This is a genomic window from Nostoc sp. FACHB-280, from assembly GCF_014697615.1.
Taxonomy (GTDB): domain Bacteria; phylum Cyanobacteriota; class Cyanobacteriia; order Cyanobacteriales; family Nostocaceae; genus Nostoc_B.
In genome coordinates this window covers 16915-35658 of sequence record NZ_JACJSD010000034.1, presented here as the reverse complement: position 1 = coordinate 35658, position 18744 = coordinate 16915, and the positions used below count along the sequence as shown (strand labels likewise).

Annotated in this window: 22 protein-coding genes; 10 read left to right on the top strand and 12 right to left on the bottom strand. The window is 40.0% G+C overall.

What is annotated here, in order from left to right; genetic code table 11:
- Positions 1-16: 16 nt before the first annotated feature.
- Both H6G75_RS22295 and H6G75_RS22290 read right to left on the bottom strand, forming a co-directional pair.
- On the bottom strand, positions 17-1408 hold the full coding sequence (locus H6G75_RS22295; protein WP_190982170.1) for a DUF2079 domain-containing protein: 1392 nt from the start codon (positions 1406-1408) through the stop codon (positions 17-19).
- Between the two features lie 19 nt (positions 1409-1427).
- Positions 1428-2177, bottom strand: a complete 750-nt coding sequence (locus H6G75_RS22290) for a bifunctional 2-polyprenyl-6-hydroxyphenol methylase/3-demethylubiquinol 3-O-methyltransferase UbiG (RefSeq protein WP_190982169.1) — start codon at positions 2175-2177, stop codon at positions 1428-1430.
- A 166-nt stretch (positions 2178-2343) separates the two neighbouring features.
- On the opposite strand from H6G75_RS22290, the gene dxr reads away from it, so the two are divergent.
- Both dxr and H6G75_RS22280 read left to right on the top strand, forming a co-directional pair.
- Positions 2344-3540, top strand: a complete 1197-nt coding sequence (gene dxr, locus H6G75_RS22285) for a 1-deoxy-D-xylulose-5-phosphate reductoisomerase (protein WP_190982168.1) — start codon at positions 2344-2346, stop codon at positions 3538-3540.
- A 212-nt stretch (positions 3541-3752) separates the two neighbouring features.
- On the top strand, positions 3753-3950 hold the full coding sequence (locus H6G75_RS22280) for a hypothetical protein (protein ID WP_190982167.1): 198 nt from the start codon (positions 3753-3755) through the stop codon (positions 3948-3950).
- A gap of 149 nt (positions 3951-4099) precedes the next feature.
- Here the strand turns inward: H6G75_RS22280 and H6G75_RS22275 are convergent, their stop codons facing one another.
- A complete protein-coding gene (locus H6G75_RS22275) occupies positions 4100-4597 on the bottom strand; it encodes a thioesterase family protein (RefSeq protein WP_062297527.1) in 498 nt (165 codons plus the stop codon).
- 61 nt (positions 4598-4658) lie between these two features.
- Here H6G75_RS22275 and H6G75_RS22270 point away from each other — a divergent pair, with 61 nt between their 5' ends.
- Positions 4659-4853, top strand: coding sequence for a hypothetical protein (locus tag H6G75_RS22270; RefSeq protein WP_206757377.1), 195 nt, complete (start codon positions 4659-4661; stop codon positions 4851-4853).
- Positions 4854-5081: 228 nt separating this feature from the next.
- Here H6G75_RS22270 and H6G75_RS22265 read toward each other — a convergent pair whose 3' ends face one another.
- From H6G75_RS22265 to H6G75_RS22230, 8 genes are all read right to left on the bottom strand, one after another.
- Positions 5082-5426: a DUF1815 family protein gene (locus tag H6G75_RS22265; RefSeq protein ID WP_062297529.1), complete on the bottom strand. Its 345-nt coding sequence runs from the start codon at positions 5424-5426 to the stop codon at positions 5082-5084.
- A gap of 1038 nt (positions 5427-6464) precedes the next feature.
- The gene (locus tag H6G75_RS22260) at positions 6465-6971 is read right to left on the bottom strand and encodes a DUF177 domain-containing protein (RefSeq protein ID WP_190982165.1); all 507 of its coding nucleotides are present in this window, start codon (positions 6969-6971) and stop codon (positions 6465-6467) included.
- 112 nt (positions 6972-7083) lie between these two features.
- Positions 7084-7602, bottom strand: coding sequence for a R3H domain-containing nucleic acid-binding protein (locus tag H6G75_RS22255; protein WP_190982164.1), 519 nt, complete (start codon positions 7600-7602; stop codon positions 7084-7086).
- Positions 7603-7605: 3 nt separating this feature from the next.
- Entirely contained in the window at positions 7606-8751 is a 1146-nt protein-coding gene (yidC, locus tag H6G75_RS22250; RefSeq protein WP_190982163.1) for a membrane protein insertase YidC, read from the bottom strand.
- A gap of 261 nt (positions 8752-9012) precedes the next feature.
- Entirely contained in the window at positions 9013-9399 is a 387-nt protein-coding gene (locus H6G75_RS22245) for a PH domain-containing protein (RefSeq protein ID WP_190982162.1), read from the bottom strand.
- Positions 9386-9808 carry a ribonuclease P protein component gene (gene rnpA, locus H6G75_RS22240; RefSeq protein WP_190982161.1) on the bottom strand — a complete coding sequence of 141 codons (423 nt, stop codon included), beginning with the start codon at positions 9806-9808 and terminating at the stop codon, positions 9386-9388. The genes H6G75_RS22245 and rnpA overlap by 14 nt, the downstream gene beginning before the upstream one ends.
- Before the next feature lie 25 nt (positions 9809-9833).
- On the bottom strand, positions 9834-9968 hold the full coding sequence (rpmH, locus tag H6G75_RS22235; protein ID WP_190589250.1) for a 50S ribosomal protein L34: 135 nt from the start codon (positions 9966-9968) through the stop codon (positions 9834-9836).
- A gap of 121 nt (positions 9969-10089) precedes the next feature.
- Positions 10090-10644: a DUF2808 domain-containing protein gene (locus H6G75_RS22230; RefSeq protein ID WP_190982160.1), complete on the bottom strand. Its 555-nt coding sequence runs from the start codon at positions 10642-10644 to the stop codon at positions 10090-10092.
- Positions 10645-11342: 698 nt separating this feature from the next.
- On the opposite strand from H6G75_RS22230, the gene H6G75_RS22225 reads away from it, so the two are divergent.
- The 7 genes from H6G75_RS22225 (at position 11343) to H6G75_RS22195 (ending at position 17587) form a co-directional block, all read left to right on the top strand.
- Positions 11343-12518, top strand: a complete 1176-nt coding sequence (locus H6G75_RS22225) for a Re/Si-specific NAD(P)(+) transhydrogenase subunit alpha (RefSeq protein ID WP_190982159.1) — start codon at positions 11343-11345, stop codon at positions 12516-12518.
- A 212-nt stretch (positions 12519-12730) separates the two neighbouring features.
- Positions 12731-13024, top strand: coding sequence for an NAD(P) transhydrogenase subunit alpha (locus H6G75_RS22220; RefSeq protein WP_190589243.1), 294 nt, complete (start codon positions 12731-12733; stop codon positions 13022-13024).
- The gene (locus tag H6G75_RS22215) at positions 13021-14424 is read left to right on the top strand and encodes an NAD(P)(+) transhydrogenase (Re/Si-specific) subunit beta (protein WP_190982158.1); all 1404 of its coding nucleotides are present in this window, start codon (positions 13021-13023) and stop codon (positions 14422-14424) included. The genes H6G75_RS22220 and H6G75_RS22215 overlap by 4 nt, the downstream gene beginning before the upstream one ends.
- A gap of 100 nt (positions 14425-14524) precedes the next feature.
- Positions 14525-15058 carry a GNAT family N-acetyltransferase gene (locus H6G75_RS22210; RefSeq protein ID WP_190982157.1) on the top strand — a complete coding sequence of 178 codons (534 nt, stop codon included), beginning with the start codon at positions 14525-14527 and terminating at the stop codon, positions 15056-15058.
- A gap of 123 nt (positions 15059-15181) precedes the next feature.
- Positions 15182-15328, top strand: a complete 147-nt coding sequence (locus H6G75_RS22205) for a hypothetical protein (protein ID WP_190982156.1) — start codon at positions 15182-15184, stop codon at positions 15326-15328.
- 16 nt (positions 15329-15344) lie between these two features.
- Positions 15345-16559 carry a DUF6745 domain-containing protein gene (locus H6G75_RS33105; protein WP_190982155.1) on the top strand — a complete coding sequence of 405 codons (1215 nt, stop codon included), beginning with the start codon at positions 15345-15347 and terminating at the stop codon, positions 16557-16559.
- A gap of 107 nt (positions 16560-16666) precedes the next feature.
- Positions 16667-17587 (top strand): DUF4351 domain-containing protein, encoded by a 921-nt coding sequence (locus H6G75_RS22195; RefSeq protein ID WP_190982154.1) that lies wholly within the window; start codon positions 16667-16669, stop codon positions 17585-17587.
- 108 nt (positions 17588-17695) lie between these two features.
- Here the strand turns inward: H6G75_RS22195 and miaA are convergent, their stop codons facing one another.
- Positions 17696-18589: a tRNA (adenosine(37)-N6)-dimethylallyltransferase MiaA gene (gene miaA / locus H6G75_RS22190; RefSeq protein WP_190982153.1), complete on the bottom strand. Its 894-nt coding sequence runs from the start codon at positions 18587-18589 to the stop codon at positions 17696-17698.
- Between the last annotated feature and the right edge of the window lie 155 nt (positions 18590-18744).

Here is an 18744-nt window from a genome sequence, read left to right as displayed (position 1 = left end):
CTGGTAAAACTATAAATTAATTTTTGGTAATTTTATTAAATAGAAATACATCATCACGCTGGTATTTTAATTTAAAATTACTGTCATTTTTGAGTTTATCTAATAATTGAAGATTTAACTCTTGATTACCAGATAAATCATGATGGCGTGTATTAAGTAGGATATAATCAAATGTATTTATTTGTGTTAAAGGCAAATTATCTTGAATTAAATTAATGCTGGGGCGATGACTTAAATGGGGAGAAATTTTAGCTGTTGTTAAAACACTACCTTGAGTTGTCACGAGAGCGATCGCTTCTCGTGTAGCTTTCCAAGTATCAAGAGACTCAAGATATCTACCAAAAAAATGGGTATATTTTGCTAGACATAAAAATCCTACTAACGACCATATAATAATTCTGCGTTTGTCTTGGATTAATCCTTTTCCGGCTGCCAAACTCGAAATTAAAACTAACAAGATAAATGGCAAAGCGGGGAGAGAATACTGGTGGATTAAATCTTTTTGTGGTTGATAATCAGCAATTATATTAAGCGCCACACAAGGGATAGCAGCTACCAAAGGTTTTATCCCTGCAAGTGAAAAACCCCAAATTACAGGTAGTAATAGCAGTAATAAATATTCTAAGTTACTTAATACAAATACTTTCCCTAAAATTATTCCTGGTTGCAAAATTAGATTTTTAGCAATTTCTGGAACTGAGTTACCTAAATAACTATAACGCCCCACTGCTGCTGGCTCGGCACCACTAAAAGTAGGAATAATTATTCTAGATGCGATCAAAAACCAAGCTACACCAGCAGTAAGAGCGATCGCACCATATAAACGCCGCTTTTCAAACACCAATAACCAAAACCCCATCGCGGCAACTGTGAATGAAAGCACAGCTTTACACCCTAGTATGAGGAATATATATAAGCAAAACCATCTTATTTGATTACGACGTGCTGCCAAAACTGCCGCTAAAAATAAAGGTAAAGCAATTACTTCTGGATGGAAATCAAATAAATTGACATTAAATATTAAAGGATATAACAAATAAACAGCCGCCATTGCTACTGATTGGCTTTCTTTTAATCCAGCTTGACGTGCTAATTGCCAAGTAGGTAAAGCGCCTGATGCTAAAGCAATTGCTTGTACTGCGAATAGCCAGTATACACTAGGATAAATTTTATAAAGTAAAGCTAAAGGATACCATATCCATGCTGCATGATCACCCAGAATGTGATAACCCATGAATGTTGAAATTGGTGGTTTTCCTTGACTAATTAAATATGCTGCTTGGTCAAAAATTCCTAAATCAAAAGCAGTCGATTGAAACAATTCATGCCGTAAAATACTGGATGCAAATAAAATTAATGCACTTACACCCGTCATCAAAAATACAGAATTACTTGCAGGCGATCGCATAAAAAATATTTGACTAATTTTATAAATTTGACTGATTTTTTTGTGCCATTAGCACAACAGATACACCAAAAGGTAAACTGAATCGATTAATTAAATAACGTTCGCTGGCAAATAAAAAAGTTAAAAATTGATTGATGGGTTGCGCGGGTAAATTTAAATCACCACTGGCATCTGATTTTTTATCAAGTTTGAGCAGATTTTTTAATAAACGTACTCCAGCCACCAAGGGAAATAACCAAGTATTAAAATAGCTGCCATAGCGGATATTATAACCAGCTAGTTTCACAACTCTTTTTAATCTGTTCAATGTATAGCGACGTTTATGATAGTTAATTTCATCATGGTAACTCCATAAAAATTGATAAGCCGGCACTGTAATTAATAACCAACTATTTGGTTTTAATCTGCTAGACAATGCTTCTAAAGCGGCTAAATCATCATCAATATGTTCTAAAACATCTAAAATCACAACTAAGTCATACTGGTCGTTAAAAGGAATTTGATCAGGTAAACTACCTTGTTGAACTGTGGTAACTTGCCTTTCATTCGCTAACTGACAAGCTGTTTCATCAAACTCCATCGCGGCAACTTCGCCGTAACGCGCCAACATCCTTAAATTGCCACCAGTACCACAGCCAGCCTCCAGAATTTTGGCATTGTTTGGCAGTTTGAGTTGACGAATCAATTTTTCTACAATTTGGCGACGGCCGACAAACCACCAATGTTGATCCTCAACAGCCGCATACTTGAGATAAAAATTTTTATCCATACCAAAATTTGGTGTGTGAGTAACAATGCCAATATTTTCACACTTTTTTGTACTGCAAATGCAGTTTCATAACTCAGCATTTTTCATGATTGATTGTGGCGATCGCTGTTATAGATCAGTCCCAAGCAATTTATAGTGGGAGTTATCTGTAAATTATTAAGCAATTGTGAAAGCTATTACTCTTCTTGGTTCCACTGGCTCCATCGGTACTCAGACTTTAGATATTGTCGCTCAGTACCCAGATAAGTTTCGGATTGTTGGATTGGCAGCAGGTAATAATGTCGAGATGTTGGCGGATCAAATTCGGCAGTTTCGACCGAGTATAGCAGCGATCGCCTCTGAAGATAAATTACCTGCACTGCAAGCCGCCATCCAAGACCTCAATCCCCAACCCATTTTAGTGGCTGGCACCGCCGGAGTGATTGAAGTTGCTCGTTATGGCGATGCTGAGACTGTTGTTACCGGGATTGTTGGTTGTGCTGGTTTATTACCCACCATCGCCGCCATTGAAGCCGGTAAAGATATTGCCCTCGCCAACAAAGAAACCTTAATTGCCGGCGGCCCTGTAGTTCTCCCCTTGGTAGAAAAACATGGGGTAAAACTCTTACCTGCTGATTCTGAACACTCAGCCATATTTCAATGCTTGCAAGGTGTTCCCCAAGGGGGACTGCGGAAAATTTTGCTGACAGCCTCTGGTGGTGCTTTCCGTGATTGGCCTGTAGAAAAGTTACCAGAAGTGACTGTCGCTGATGCCCTTAAACATCCTAACTGGTCAATGGGCAGAAAAATTACAGTAGACTCGGCGACTTTGATGAATAAAGGCTTGGAAGTAATTGAAGCTCACTTTTTGTTTGGCTTAGATTACGACAATATCGAAATCGTCATCCATCCTCAAAGCATTATTCACTCGTTAATTGAGTTACAAGACACCTCTGTATTAGCCCAACTTGGCTGGCCAGATATGCGTTTACCCCTGTTATATGCTTTATCTTGGCCTGATCGCATTTACACTGATTGGGAACGCCTCGATTTAGTCAAAGCTGGCAGTTTTACTTTCCGTGAGCCAGATCATCAAAAATATCCTTGTATGCAGTTAGCTTATGCCGCAGGTAAAGCAGGTGGTTCGATGCCAGCCGTGTTGAATGCAGCTAATGAGCAAGCTGTAGCTTTATTTTTAGCAGAGAAAATTAGCTTTTTAGATATTCCCCGGTGTATTGAATGGGTATGCGATCGCCATCAAAATGATAACTGTACAAATCCTTCTTTAGATGACATTTTGGCAGCAGATCAATGGGCAAGACAAGAAGTTTTAAGTGCAACTAAAAATTTAGCAACTTCCCCACAGATGATTTCTCTGCACTAAAAACTCAGATATAACAATCCTTTGATTTGTAACAATTCTGTAATTCAGATACCTGGCTTCTTTGATAAGTCTGGTATCTTGTTTTTTATAAATTTTTTCTAAAGAATAGCCGTAAACAGAAATTTACTCGGTAATTTCCGCTATCATTACCACAATAGTTTTTACCTAATTTTATCCCCTAATTTATCCTGAATTCTTCTTTAAGAATTACCATGATTCCAACTTTAATTATTGCTTGGATTGTATTTACAATATTATGGAAAGTTGTCAAAACTACCGTGAGTAATGCACTGACTATTGCGGCAATTATTATTTTATTACAGGTAGGTTTTGGCATTACACCGATGGATATTTGGCATCAGATCATTCAGTTTACTCAAAATCTTTCGCAAATTCGCCTGAATAAATAATCAGAATACAGGCGCAATTATCTCAGGACTTACGTGCCAAGATTGTCCAAACAGGTTGGATCTAAGGATGTAGGTGTGAGGTTTCCTTATTCAAAACCCTTACACCCTACACCCAGTCTCCACAGATTATATTTGCGCCTTAGTTCTGATTAATTACCATGTAATCCTGCAATCTTCGCCAGCGCATCCTTAACATTTGCAGGTAGCTGGCGCATAATCTTACCTCTTTCTCTATCTAGTGCGACTAAGGTGACTTTAGCGGTGACATACAATTGCTGTCCATCAACGGAGACAATTGCATAATCCCAGTTAATCCGCACACCAGTGACTTCCGTCATCCGAGTTTTGACAATAGCCTGCATACCCAATTGAATGGAACGGTGATAGCGTATTGAAATTTCTACCACTGGTAAATCACAGCCTAGTGCTACTAAATCAGCAAATTCAATCCCGATAGAGCGCAAACACTCTACCCTTGCTTCTTCCATCCAAGTTAAATAAGTACCATGCCAGACAATACCTGCATAGTCAGTATGATGGGGTTGCACTCTAATTGGATATTCAAACCAACTCTCAAACGCACGACTCTCTGTAACTTCAATAGCATCGGTTGGTGGTAGTGCTGGGTTTGGTTGTGATTCAGACATTTTCCAGTTTGTGACTAACTATGGTTTTCCACCTCTGGAATATCACAAAAATGAGACATCTATGCCACAGAACTGCGAAAATCATCCTGCGATCGCATATCATAATTTAAATCACATCAGCCAAAATATCTCTCAGTTGCCTGACTCTCATATCACAAATGTAGCAACCAACAATTCAATGTTTTTAAATGTCACACAGAACAATGACATCACCAAGGGCTTTTTGCTTGGTCAATTCCCAATTTTTTTCAATTAATGTCGCAGATGCACAAAATCTGAAAAACAGTTTCTATTTTCAGTTCACAGAAACAAAACGTTTCACAACCTAACCATTCACCAATCTTATTGAAGGTAATGGTGAATAGGTAATGGAGGATGAAAAACCCTGCCACAATTACCAATTACCAATTACCAGTGAGCCATTGTTAATGAGCAATTTATTCTCGGAGTTTGTTTGAAAATAACCCATCAGATCCAGAAATCCTTAACTCTTCTTGGCTAAGGTCTTACCACTTGCATAAGCTGGTACAGATTGCTTCACAAGATTGGCCAGTTCCTGTAACTGGTTAATTGCTTCCGCTCCTTCTAATTTCATTAATTCGCGGTCATCCCGCATTTCTGTCCAAGTAATCCCATAATCTGATACCAAAAATCGAATCAGATGGTTATTTCCCAGGCTCACCATAAACGAAGCACTATTCATCTGGTCGCCACAGGTATAACAAGACGCAGGATAACCGCGCCGTTCTAGTACAATTGCCAAGGCTTGTAGGTTCATTACTAAGTCTTGAACGAATTGCCGATGTTGATGTGCTAATCTCAGAAACACGTTTGTCCTCCAGACACCACAGTCATTTTAATCACTTTTATATTTTTTTTAGATTTTCTTACCCACTGGTATTGTAAACTATTCATTACAATTCCTGGTTATATTTGCAGTAGTTAATTAACTACATAGCTTAGGGTATGAGATAACTGTTCAGTTTGCCGTATCAAACTATTCAGTTTGCAAGTTTAACTTTTCAGACAGAACTTTAAAAATTATTGTTTCTTCATATACTTCTGTCATCAAAAATGGTAGCTTGCAGCGATCCGCTTTAAGAGTAACCCAAATTTGGTACTAGTCAACCACAGAAAAGCTACGGATATCGCGTTTACCAGCTATGTGTAGCCTAACCTATGAAGAGCAAAAGCTTGAATCCCCTTTAATGTTCTTTACGCCTTTGCTTGGGTAGTCAACTGAGAGTATCGTTAACTCTAAGTTTGGTATGACTCAAGGGTTAGGTAATAAATTGTGAGACCTCCTAAATAAATATATGGAGTTTTGTAGAAAAACTTGCAGAGGTGAGATGCTGAGTAGCAGGAATATTAATAGCTTGGCAGAAAATTTTGATACAAAAAGTGTTCTGAGTCACTAAGATAATTTTTTACCCAACTATCTCTAGACACAAACCAGAGAATAACTAAACCGAGAATAGGTATGTTGCCAATTCGCCAGTTAATTTTGATGGCAGAGAACAGACAACAGTTTTGGTAAAACTAAAATCATAATTCCCAATCTAAAACCTAAACCGGTATAAGATGCAATAAATGATTAAGTATACTTATACTCCTTAAATAAGGAGTGCTGATTTTTCCAGAAATTGCTGTTAATTCATCATATTTTAGAGCTAGGGTTTGTCACTCTAACGATAGTTAGAGATTAATGCAACAAACATGTGTATAACTTGAGCAAAATTTTATTTTAAAGTGCGATCGCCCAAACTTTTCTCTGCAAACCTATTTGTATATTTTTATAAACAATTAGCACGCTGAACAAGTGGTGCTAATTGATTTTTCTCCCACCCTTGGCTACAAAAGTTCCGCACTATCCAGGGAGTTGCTTTTTCAAAGCTTCTAAGCCAGCCCAACGGCTATCAACAGGCTTTTCTGGCTTCTCATCCACACTGTCCAAAATACCTGGACAATTCAAGTCACACAACTGACGCTGAGGCATTTCTAAGCACATCTGCTCATACAGCCATTCACTAGGAAAAAAATATCCATTGGGCGACAAGGTTTCTACTAAGTCTTCCATAGCTACTTCTCTTTCTAGAGGCAAGTCTTGTGGTTGATTAGCGACCTCATCCAACCAAATAATTTCTTTCGTCTTCACCGCTAAACGGTGATTATACTGCTGCAAACATCGGTTACATGTACAGGTAATAATTGTTTCTGCCTGACCGGATACTTCCAGGTAATTACCGTGATGCTGTACACGAATACGACCTCGAATTGGTGTTAATGTTTCTAGTCCAGGCAGAAACTCTTGAACCTGAATTTCCTCTGTCCGCTCCGGTGCTTTAGTGAGCTGCGGAATAAAAATTGCGTCCATAGGATTTGTGAGATACCCTCACTCAAATTTATGTTACTAATCAGCGATTTTGCTGATACTACATTTTGATTTTAGCTCTTAGCACAGTCCCAACTGTTGACTGAGTGAGCTTTCATAACTCCATAGCCGGACGCACAACCAAATTCCGGTGTGGTTCTTTGCCACGGCTGAAGGTTTCTAAATCAGAAAATTCCTTCAAAAATGTGTGGATTTGCCGCCGTTCAGCTGAACTGAGAGATTTAATTTCCACTTCTTGACCAAAACTTCGCACTTCATCAGCTGCTGCTTCCGCTAAAGCGCGAATTTCCGCTTGTCTTTTCACCCGATAACCATTCAACTCAATGGTGTAGGATGCTTGTTCTTCCGGTGGTTGGTTCAAGTTAAGGACAGAATTAGCTAAATACTGAATTGCGTCCAAAACAGAGCCATCAGCACCAATCAGAACTTTGATTTGCGTTGGTGTTAAGTTAGCTTCGTCAATTGTCAACCAGTAATTATCTGGTTCTGGGGCATCATCATCATCGTGAGGCTGGGCTACTTCTATATTGCCTCCAATCTCCGCAGAGACCCCAGTGAGTTCCAGCAGTGATTTTAACCACTGCTGACCTCGCTGCATGGAACTGTTAGTCATCTATCAACCTGTAGGCTTTTTCTTAGAACTTTTTGGTTCAAAAGGTAATGCTTTTTGTTCTGCCACTGCTGCTTCTTTCTCTTGGATGGCTACGATTTTTTGTAGTTCCTCTGGTAAGGGTTCACGAGAGAGAATGTAAGTTTGCAGAGTTTGGAAAATATTACCAATTACCATATACATCAACACCCCAGCAGGTAAGGGGAAGAATAAAAACATCCCAGAAAAGATGACAGGGGTGATTTTGTTGACTGTATCCTGTTGGGGGTTGCCGCCACTGGAGTTCTGCCCGGAAAGAATTTGGCTGACGTAGAGACTGATCCCAAAGAAAATGACCATCGCTACAATATCCCAGTGGATGGTACCGTCGGGATCGATTGCGCCAACTCTACCCAAGGCATCAATGAATAAAAATCCTTTGTCGGCTGCTAGTCCAGGAATTGTGCCTTGCAGTGTCACATCTCCAGGTTGTAAGGCTTCAATATTACCTTCAGCATCGATTTTGATTCTTTCTTCGCCTTTGGTGATTTTCCATTCGGGCGTGAGTTTGGTTTCTGGGTGTTCTGTTAATAAGACATCAAAAGGCTTACCTTCTAAGGTCTGATATTGGATTTTGGTTTTTTCTCCGACGGCTAGTTTGCTACCGCCAGGGAGAATAGCAGTTACTTTATGGTGTTCCCCATCAGCAACGTAGATGTTTTGTGGGGGAGTAGCAAAGGCTTGTGGTTGAATTCGTTCGATTTGTTCAGATGGCAAGATTTGCAGGTTGACGGAGTAATTTACGCCTGCAAACGGTGATCCCCGTAAAGTGGCAAACAAAGCTAACAATACAGGCATTTGCAACAGTAATGGTAAACATCCTGCTAAGGGGTTGCCGAACTCCTTTTGGACGTTCATCATTTCTTCTTGTTGCTTTTGCGGATCGTCTTTATAGCGTTCTTTGATTTCTTGCATCCGCTTTTGCATGAGAGGCTGCACAATTCGCATCCGCCGCATATTGCGGATTGAACCAGCACTCAGGGGATAAAGCGCAAAGCGGACTATCAATGTCAAGGCCACGATCGCCAATCCATAGCTCGGCAAAATGCCGTAGAAAAAGTCTATGATTGGCAACATGACGTTGTTTGAGAGGAAGCCGATACCAAAGTCCATTATTCTGAATTCAACCTGAGGTACTGTAAATTTAACTGAATCTAATTTATCTAAATCGTGATTCGGCTGCGACTATCTCTCGCTACGGATAGCCGCACCAGGGCAAAATTTGGGAGTAGGAAGTCGGGAGTGGTGTGCAGTTTTTAATATGTGGGAAGTTTTGAATTTTTTATTTTATACAGAATTCCCTACTCCCTACTATGCCAGTCGCCTCAACGGAGGAAACCTCCGCACGGCACTGCCTCCCCTACTCCCTTTCTTTTATTGAGCTGCGCTGTAAGTAGGATTTTTGGCAGCGATTTTTTCATTGATGTAGTCATATACTTCGCGGAAATTCGGAACTGCCCGCATTTCCAAGCGACTGCCATTTCTGAGGGTGACTACCATATCTCCCCAAATGCCAACACCACGGGGAACTTTGACGATTTTGACAATTTCTGAGTAAATAATGTCAGTGCGATCGCGTCCCATCCAACCGCCAGTTACTGAAATCCGTCGGTCTGTAATGCGATAGCGCAGCCACAATGCTCTGACAATCGCTCCAACTGTTAAAGGAATACCAACAACAGTCAGTCCAATCAGCAAGTTGAGAATTAAGTCCCCAACGTGAGGCCCGCCTTCATAATAAATTTCTTCACGAATGCCCATTTAATACCTCAGCTTGTGCCAACAACTGCTCTAATTCTTGCAGAAATTGTTGGCTTCCGCACTTAGATTCTGCTGTTGTTGGTTTTACCACAAATACCAACCGCCATCCTGGAGATAATTTTGGCAACAACTGATGCAAGGCTGCTGCCATTTGTCGTTTAATGCGGTTACGCACGACAGCCTTTTTACTGACTTTCGTGCTGATCGATATGCCAATTTTTGTACTATCAACTTTTTTGGTATCAGTTGCTAGTTTAGTTGTAGTGGCAGTATCTCCAGCAGATTCTGGAGTAGCTTTTGGTTTTAAAGCTCTCAAAGTGAAATGAGAGCTTTGTCGCCGAATTCCTTCTCGGAAAACTGCCTGAAAATCTTTGCGAGATTTTAGTCGATTCGCCTTGGGCAAAGCCACAGCCCCTCTAGTTGCTGAAAATGCTCTAAACGCTCAGACGATAACGTCCTCTTTTTCTCCTAGCTTTGATGACGTTTCTGCCGTCTGGTGTTCTCATTCTGGCACGAAAACCGGAGGTTCTTTTTCTCTTACGGCAAGTACCACGCAGGGTTCTTTTCATACTGCTGTCCTCTAAGGCGATTCTTATAAAAAGTCACAATCTATAATCTTACCACTGCTTTTAGTCAAGAGTCAAAAGTCTATCGTCCAAAACTCTTGACCGTTGAGCCTTGACTTGAGACTTAGGTGATACTCAAAATCCAAGTTCCTACGTAGCGTAGTAATGGAGTATCCCCTGGGGAAAGAACTTGACAGTTGAAATAGAAAACTCCACCAAATGGAGGATTATCTACATTAGATAAAACTAACTCCACAGTGCGACCTGCGGGGACTGGTTCTTGGGGAAATATTTCAATGATGCGGGCTTCTTTATCCCATTTCACTTCGGAAATTGGTACTTTTTTCCCTTTAACCCTGACTTCTACTTTTTTGGTATCAAAACTGCCTTTGTAGTAGTTAGGGTAAGTAATGGCAAATTGCGCCACCGCCAATTTCATTTTTTGTTGGGGAATCCTCAGAATATATCTATCTCTGCTGTTTGTTTGTCCGCCAAAATCCAAGCGGAAAGGTAACTGATTTTCGGCTTTGACACCACTAAATAATGTTAATCCAGGTAAGCTTTGTGCGGAGACTTGAGTAGTCAGTCCTGTTAAAAGGCAGCTAGTTACAGCTAAAGCAGAAAGAATTGCGAATTGTGGCTTGCGTATCAGCCGATGATTGAACAGTGGACGTTTCATAGTTAGGCTCCTCTAGCAGATATAACCTGTTTATGTAAATACTCTTGTTGAGTATTCTTAACTAAACTTTACTACCGAATTCTTGAGTATGGACGATTAGGGAAAATAAAAAGTGCCATAGCTGAGGAGTTAGAGAGGCTAGAGCCTCATGATTAGTATTTTTACTCAACACTTTCAACTCAGTACTCAGAACTAGAAAATGTGTGGATGTTGCTAAATATGTACAACTGTATATAACTTTTGCGGGGTTTGTTATAAAAATTGAGCTATAAAATCAGCGATCGCTATGAAGATTGGGCTAGATTAATAAAAATAAGTCAGTAGCAATCAAAGAGTAATCTTTAAAAATAAATCAAATTATTAAGCTTTAAAAATTTCAAGTAGATTCCACTATGTAATTAAGGCAAAATTTTGCAATCTGGAAAATAACCTAAAGACTAAAGATGTAAACTTGGGAATCAACATAGCATTAGCAATATGTAAGATATAGGTCAATATCGGCAAGTTTGACCTGTATAAAGGCAAAATCTGGCTTTAGCCTGAGAACTAAAAGTAGGAAAGATAAAGTTCAAGGTTCAATCTACAAATTCAAGCGATCGCTGGCAATAATTGCAGCTTCACTGTGAGTAAAAGTCATCCCAAAATTGGGGTATTTACAGGTTTTGCAGAGATGTGAGTATTTATCTCTAGGAGATTTCATGAGAATAGCAGTTGCTAAAGAAATAGAAGTTTGCGAACGTCGTGTGGCATTAAATCCTGAAACTGTTGCACGACTTGTCAAACAAGGTTTAGAAGTATGGGTAGAAAAAGGTGCTGGCGAGCGTTCATTTTTTAGTGATGCTGCATATCAAGCCGCAGGTGCAGAAATTATTAGTGATACTGCTCAATTGTGGAACCAAGCAGATGTTTTATTAAAAGTTAGTCCCCCCCAAGAGCGAGAAGATGGCCGCTCAGAAATTGATTTATTGCGAGAAGGATCGGTTTTAATTAGCTTTCTCAATCCTTTAGGAAATCCAGTAGTTGCTCAACAGTTAGCTAAGGGCAAAGTTACAGCCTTGAGTATGGAATTGATCCCCAGAACTACCAGGGCGCAAAGTATGGATGCTTTGTCTTCCCAAGCTTCACTTGCTGGTTACAAATCTGTATTAATCGCCGCCGCCGCCTTACCAAAATATTTCCCCATGCTGACAACAGCAGCAGGTACAATTGCCCCAGCTAAAGTATTTATTATGGGTGCAGGTGTCGCAGGATTACAAGCGATCGCCACCGCCAGACGTTTGGGTGCTGTTGTGGAAGCCTTTGATATTCGTCCCGCCGTCAAAGAAGAAGTCCAAAGCTTAGGCGCAAAATTTGTGGAAGTCAAACTCGACGAAGAAACCACAGCCGCAGGTGGTTACGCCAAAGAAATCTCCGAAGCCAGCAAACAACGGACTCAAGAAGTTATAGCAGAACATATCAAAAACGCTGATGTCGTAATTACTACAGCCCAAGTCCCTGGGAGAAAAGCGCCACTGTTAGTTACAGAGGAAATGGTGGCACAGATGAAACCAGGTTCAGTCATCGTCGATTTAGCCGCAGAACAAGGTGGTAACTGCGCCTGCACCGATCCCGGTAAAGATATTGTCTGGAATGGCGTAACCATTATTGGGCCGATTAATCTCCCTTCATCTATGCCAGTTCACGCCAGCCAACTGTATTCCAAGAACCTCACATCTTTATTGCAACTATTAATCAACAAAGAAAAAGCTTTGCAGATTAACTTTGCCGACGACATCATTGATGCGGCTTGCATTACCCACGCAGGCGAAATCCGCAATCAACGTGTCAAGGATGCGCTGCAAACTATCAATACTCAACAACCTGCTGTTAATTAGAGGCTAGAGGCTGGGGACTAGGGACTGGTTTTCTCATCGACATCTAGCCTCTAGATCGTGTTTTTAAACTCTGCGATCCCCCCAACCCCCCTTAAAAAGGAGAGTTTCTCAAAGTCCCCCTTTTTAAGGGGGATTTAGGGGGATCTAAAAAAATAGCTTGAAAACAGTTCCTAACCCCTAGCCCCTAGCCCCTCATATAAGGAGTTTTAAACATGACAGATGCGTTACTTGCGGCATTGTTTGTCTTTGTGTTGGCATCATTTATTGGCTTTGAAGTCATTAACAAAGTTCCGCCAACTCTACACACGCCCTTAATGTCTGGTTCCAATGCGATTTCTGGCATTGCGGTACTGGGGGCGATAGTAGCGTCTGGTGCTAAGGAAACAAGTGTTTCGGTAATTTTGGGTTTAATTGCGGTGGTACTCGCCACAGTCAACGTTGTGGGTGGTTTTCTCGTCACCGACAGAATGCTACAAATGTTCAAGAAAAAGGAGATTAAGGCGTGAGTGACTTTTTACCGACTGGAATTCAGCTGACGTATTTAGTCGCTGCATCCTTATTCATCTTTGGTTTGAAAAAGCTGGGATCACCAGCCACAGCCCGGAATGGGAATGTGATTGCGGCTGTAGGGATGCTGCTGGCAATTGTGGCGACAATGCTGGATCAGCATGTGTTGAATTATGAAATGATTTTGTTAGGCTTGGCGATTGGTTCAGGCATTGGTGCGATCGCAGCCTACAAAGTCCAAATGACCGAAATGCCCCAAATGGTGGGTTTACTCAACGGCTTAGGCGGTGCAGCTTCCGCCCTAGTCGCTGTGGCAGAATTTTGGCGTTTACTAGAACACTCCCAACCAATCCCTTTAGATGTCAACATTTCTATGTTGTTGGATGTGTTAATTGGTGGTGTTACCTTCACAGGCAGTTTTCTCGCCTTCGCCAAATTACAAGGTTTAATTAGCGGTTCACCAATTACATTTCCCTTCCAGCAACCATTTAACTTGTTGTTGCTTGGTTTATACATAGCAGGTAGCGCCTATTTAATCGTCACACCCGATAGCCTACCCGTATTCTTAGCAGTTACAACTGTTTCCTTAATCTTGGGTGTGATGTTCGTCATCCCCATTGGTGGCGGCGATATGCCTGTGGTGATTTCGCTGTTAAACTCCTTATCGGGTGTCGCTGCATCGGCGGCGGGGTTTGTGGTGATGAACAATATGTTAATCATCGCCGGCGCATTGGTGGGAGCTTCTGGCCTCATCCTGACGGAAATCATGTGTAAAGCCATGAACCGTTCTCTGTTCAGCGTGCTGTTCAGTGCTTTTGGTTCAGGTGGTGGTGCTGCTGGTGCGGCGGCGGCTGGTGCAACAGATCAAACCGTCCGCAGTATTGATCCCGAAGAAGGTGCGATGATGTTGGGTTATGCCCGGAACGTCGTCATTGTTCCTGGTTATGGTATGGCAGTTGCCCAAGCACAACATAGTGTAAGAGAATTGGCAGATCAATTAGAACGTATGGGTGTAGATGTGAAGTATGCCATTCACCCTGTAGCTGGAAGAATGCCCGGACACATGAACGTATTATTGGCAGAGGCGAATGTGCCTTACACCCAGTTGTACGATATGGATGATATCAATCCCCAATTTGAACAAGCTGATGTAGCTTTAGTCATTGGCGCGAATGATGTGGTAAATCCAGCCGCGCGGAGTGATGCTAATAGCCCTATTTACGGTATGCCAATTTTAGAAGTAGATCGGGCAAAGCAAACAATTGTAATTAAGCGCGGGATGAGTGCTGGTTTTGCTGGTGTAGATAATGAGTTGTTCTACAAAGATAAAACCACAATGCTTTTTGGTAGTGCGAAAGATATGGTGGCGAAGTTGGTTTCGGAAGTGAAGCAGCTTTAAACGAACCGCCAAGACGCAGAGAGCACAGAGTCAAGAATTAGAAAATTGACTTGCCTTGGAGGTGTGATGCTTCTGAGGCAAGTTTTTTATTTTGTTTGTCATGAAACCACCGCAAACTATAGAAACTCAGCGACTATTGTTAAGGAAACCAGTTATTGATGATGCCAGATTAATCTTTGAGCAGTACGCACAAGATACAGATGTGACTAAGTATACAAGTTGGCAACCTCACAAATCTATTGGAGAGACAGTTAACTTTGTCAATAGGTGCATCTGGGTTTGGACTAATAGCTCTGAATTCCCTTATGTACTGATACGTAAAGGAGATACTCAACTAGTTGGCATGATCGAAATTCGGCAGAACAAGCACAAAGCAGACTTAGGATATGTTCTTGCAAAGTCAGAATGGGGTAAAGGGTATATGCCAGAAGCTGTACAGGCACTCATTGATTGGGCATTAAGGCAGGATGATATCTATCGGGTATGGGCTTTTTGTGATGTCGAAAACGAGGCATCAGTACGAGTAATGGAAAAAGTTGGAATGCACAGAGAAGGTGTATTAAGGCGGTGGTTCATTCATCCAAATATCGCCAAGGAACCACGAGATTGTTATTGCTATGCAGTGAGCAAGTAAAACCAAAACTCAATTAACCAGAGAGTTTCACCACTTAAAAAATTAGTTAAGAACAAATCTTGCTCAAGAATTAACCTTAGTAAATCGATCAGTATTTTGCTATCTACATATAAAATCTCACTTATGAGTAAATTTGGTTATTCAGAAGATTACTGGATATGTAGAAATCGTCAAACTGTATTTATGATGGCTAAATTTCCCAGAGCTTTATCAAATGAATATTTCCATAATATTGGTAGAGCGATCGCAGCTAACAATTTTTGTGTGTAAAACTTAGAATCATATAATGATTGAAACACTGACTCCAGAACAAGAAGCCTTAATTCCCGTTTATCGTGATAAGTGGCGAAAAATAGCATTGTCAAATAAACAAATTGAGACTAAAAAAGCTACCGAAATAATCAAGCAGGCTTTTGCTGATAGTGGAATTATCAATAATCCTAAAATCAAGTTTGTCAGTAGCCCCTTAAATGCTTTTGAAGATATAAAGAATTTATACACTTTGCAAAAGAAAGTAACCTATTTATTTTTTCCTTTATTTGTTATTATTATTCCAGTATTAGTATGTTTTTATTCACTACAAATTGAATCTGATTACTTTAGTGGATTAATATTTGTTTTAGGTTGTGTTTTATCTGCAATAACATACTATAAATTATCTCGAATAATAATCTTAAATATTGATACAAATATACTGGATAGACTCAGATTATATCTGCTAAATAATATAAATTGCTACATAAGCAAATCTTTAGAATGTAAATTAAGCAGAGAATTCTATGATCCTATTTTAGAACAAACAGAAAGACAATTATCTAGAATTCACAGCATAAAACTCAAGGTGAATTTACATCACTTTAGAATATTATCTCCTATTGGTTATGGTTGGTATCAATGGAGAATATTTGTACAAAGTGTAGCTAGATGTGACTATTGTATCTCAGTGTTAAACTGTAAGTATGATTTTAATAAATGGCAAATTATGCAGTCTATGATTGAAGAAGTTGGCTGTATTATTCCTCCTTACAATCAAATTTTACTCGTAGTTAATCGCCCTATAGTTTTAAATTTAGATTCTCAAAACCGTCTTCATGCTGAAGGTGAAACTGCAATTAGATTTGCTGACAGCTATAGTTTTTATTCTTATCATGGTGTTACGCTACCAGAAAGATACGGAAAATTACATCCTCATCAATGGCAAGCAAAATGGCTATTAGAAGAAAAAAATACTGAACTAAGGAGAGTATTGATTCAAGGAATTGGATATAGTAAAATCTGCCAAGAATTACAAGCTACTGAATTAGATTATTGGCATGAATACGTACTACTAAAAATAGATGCTTTTGTGGATGTTGAAGCAATTTATCTGTTAAAAATGACTTGCCCTAGTACTGGGTTTATTTATGTGTTGCGAGTTCCACCTTACATAAAATCAGCAAGGGAGGCAATTTGCTGGGTGAATTGGGATATCGACCCAGAAGAATTTGGTATGCAAACGTGAAATAGTAATTTTTATGGGATTATCCACTAAAAGACAACAAGCGATCGCATTCCTATTTTCACAAATATTGAGCGATCGCTCATCAGTAACATGATATAAATCTAATCATGATAGACCACGATCGCCTGTTCAAAGAACTACTCACCACCTTCTTCTGGGAATTTATCGAGTTATTCTTCCCAGAAATTACTGCTTACCTGGAAAGAGACAGCATCACCTTCCTTGATAAAGAAGTATTTACTGATGTTACGGCTGGCGAAAAATATGAAACTGACATAGTAGTCAAAGCAAAATTTAGAGGACAGGAATCTTGTTTCTTAATACATCTCGAACATCAAGCTTATTATCAAGAAGCATTTGATTTACGGATGTATCGCTACTTTGCCAGATTGTACGAGAAATACGGCTTGCCAGTTTATCCCATTGCCTTATTTTCTTACGATCGCCCCAAAAAAGTCGAACAAGATTTTCATCAAGTTGCATTTCCCAATAAAGTCGTCTTGCAATTCAACTATGATGTGATTCAGTTAAATCGCTTGAATTGGCGAGAGTATCTACAACAGCAAAATCCTGTGGCTAGTGCGCTGATGGCGAAGATGAACATAGCGCCACAAGACCGTCCTAGAGTAAAATCGGAGTGTCTGCGCCTATTAGCGACATTGCAGTTAGATCCAGCACGGATGCAGTTAATTTCAGGCTTTATTGACAGTTACCTACGGCTAAATGCCCAAGAAAATCAAATATTCCAGGCGGAAATTGCTCAATTTGAACCAACTCAACAAGAGGTAGTTATGCAAATTGTAACCAGTTGGATGGAGGAAGGGATACAACAAGGGCTTCAACAAGGGCTGCAACAAGGAGAATTGAAAGTAATTCAGCGTCAATTAACAAGACGCATTGGTACAATTACTCCTGAATTACAAGCACAACTGCGCGGATTATCTTTAACTCAGTTAGAGGATTTAGCAGAAGCTTTACTAGATTTCTCTGATGAAGCTGATTTAGTAGCTTGGTTGCAACAGCAATAAGATGTTTATTTTAGCAGGCGATCGCTCCTCTTCCTCTGTGTTCTCTGCGCCTGGAGGGGTTCGTAAACTTTAGTGTAGCAGTAGTACACGATTACCAGGCGCAATATTTCAGTTAATAAACTCATTCACACGCAGCCAAACCTTCTCTATTAAATCAACATCATCTGCATTAAACCACTCAATTTGCGGATATGCTCTAAACCAAGTACGCTGGCGTTTGGCAAATTGTCTTGTATGTAAAACTGTTAATTCTTTCGCTTCATTTAAAGTAATCTTACCCGCTAAATATTGCTTAATCTCTTGATATCCCAAAGTGTTTAACAAAGATAAATCTTCACCATATTTCTGACACAAATATTCCACTTCAGCCACTAAACCATCAGCAATCATTTGTTCAGTCCGCTTGTGAATGCGTGTGTCTAATCTTTCCACATCACAATCTAAACCGATCTGCAAAATCGGATAATTTGGCGGGTTTTCACCTTGCTGTTCAGATATAGGAGTCCCTGTTATATAAAATACTTCTAATGCGCGTAAAGTCCGTACGGGATCATTGGGATGAATTTTTTGTGATGCGGCGGGGTCAACTTGTCGCAACATACTATAAAGTTGATTTTGTCCGAGAGATTCTAACTGCGATCGCAATTCATAATCAGGCGCAACTCTTGGTATTTTCATCCCTTGAACTATTGAACGGATATATAAACCAGTTCCACCCACTAACAAAATTGGTTCAACAGCAGAAGACGCAATCAAAGCCTGTGCTTGCTCTTGATAATCTGCTACCGTCATTGTTTCTGTTGGCTCGCAGATATCTATTAAATAATGTGGCACTAATTTTTGTTCTGCTAACGTTGGTTTAGCTGTGCCAATGTTAAACTCTCGGTAAACCTGACGGGAGTCTGCACTGAGAATTACAGAACCCAACCTTTGCGCTAAAGTTAAACCTAAACCAGATTTACCTGTGGCAGTTGCACCACAAATCACAATTAATTTAGTCATTGATTAATGGTCAATTGTCATTGGTCAATAGTCAATAGTTCTTTGCTCCCCAATAATGGTATATTTGTACTATATTCTCAATAGTTGAGAACCATGTTAACCTCTCAGAGAAGTATTTTTATAGAGGTTTTATAAAGTCATCTTTAAAAATGCTC

Bases quoted from the DNA above. Each gene is read 5' to 3' on its own strand.
- H6G75_RS22295 (WP_190982170.1), bottom strand. From the start codon at position 1,408: ATGCGATCGCCTGCAAGTAATTCTGTATTTTTGATGACGGGTGTAAGT.
- H6G75_RS22290 (WP_190982169.1), bottom strand. From the start codon at position 2,177: ATGGATAAAAATTTTTATCTCAAGTATGCGGCTGTTGAGGATCAACAT.
- H6G75_RS22280 (WP_190982167.1), top strand. From the start codon at position 3,753: ATGATTCCAACTTTAATTATTGCTTGGATTGTATTTACAATATTATGG.
- H6G75_RS22275 (WP_062297527.1), bottom strand. From the start codon at position 4,597: ATGTCTGAATCACAACCAAACCCAGCACTACCACCAACCGATGCTATT.
- H6G75_RS22270 (WP_206757377.1), top strand. From the start codon at position 4,659: ATGCCACAGAACTGCGAAAATCATCCTGCGATCGCATATCATAATTTA.
- H6G75_RS22260 (WP_190982165.1), bottom strand. From the start codon at position 6,971: ATGGACGCAATTTTTATTCCGCAGCTCACTAAAGCACCGGAGCGGACA.
- H6G75_RS22255 (WP_190982164.1), bottom strand. From the start codon at position 7,602: ATGACTAACAGTTCCATGCAGCGAGGTCAGCAGTGGTTAAAATCACTG.
- yidC (WP_190982163.1), bottom strand. From the start codon at position 8,751: ATGGACTTTGGTATCGGCTTCCTCTCAAACAACGTCATGTTGCCAATC.
- H6G75_RS22245 (WP_190982162.1), bottom strand. From the start codon at position 9,399: ATGGGCATTCGTGAAGAAATTTATTATGAAGGCGGGCCTCACGTTGGG.
- rpmH (WP_190589250.1), bottom strand. From the start codon at position 9,968: ATGAAAAGAACCCTGCGTGGTACTTGCCGTAAGAGAAAAAGAACCTCC.
- H6G75_RS22230 (WP_190982160.1), bottom strand. From the start codon at position 10,644: ATGAAACGTCCACTGTTCAATCATCGGCTGATACGCAAGCCACAATTC.
- H6G75_RS22225 (WP_190982159.1), top strand. From the start codon at position 11,343: ATGAGAATAGCAGTTGCTAAAGAAATAGAAGTTTGCGAACGTCGTGTG.
- H6G75_RS22220 (WP_190589243.1), top strand. From the start codon at position 12,731: ATGACAGATGCGTTACTTGCGGCATTGTTTGTCTTTGTGTTGGCATCA.
- H6G75_RS22210 (WP_190982157.1), top strand. From the start codon at position 14,525: ATGAAACCACCGCAAACTATAGAAACTCAGCGACTATTGTTAAGGAAA.
- H6G75_RS22205 (WP_190982156.1), top strand. From the start codon at position 15,182: ATGAGTAAATTTGGTTATTCAGAAGATTACTGGATATGTAGAAATCGT.
- H6G75_RS33105 (WP_190982155.1), top strand. From the start codon at position 15,345: ATGATTGAAACACTGACTCCAGAACAAGAAGCCTTAATTCCCGTTTAT.
- H6G75_RS22195 (WP_190982154.1), top strand. From the start codon at position 16,667: ATGATAGACCACGATCGCCTGTTCAAAGAACTACTCACCACCTTCTTC.
- miaA (WP_190982153.1), bottom strand. From the start codon at position 18,589: ATGACTAAATTAATTGTGATTTGTGGTGCAACTGCCACAGGTAAATCT.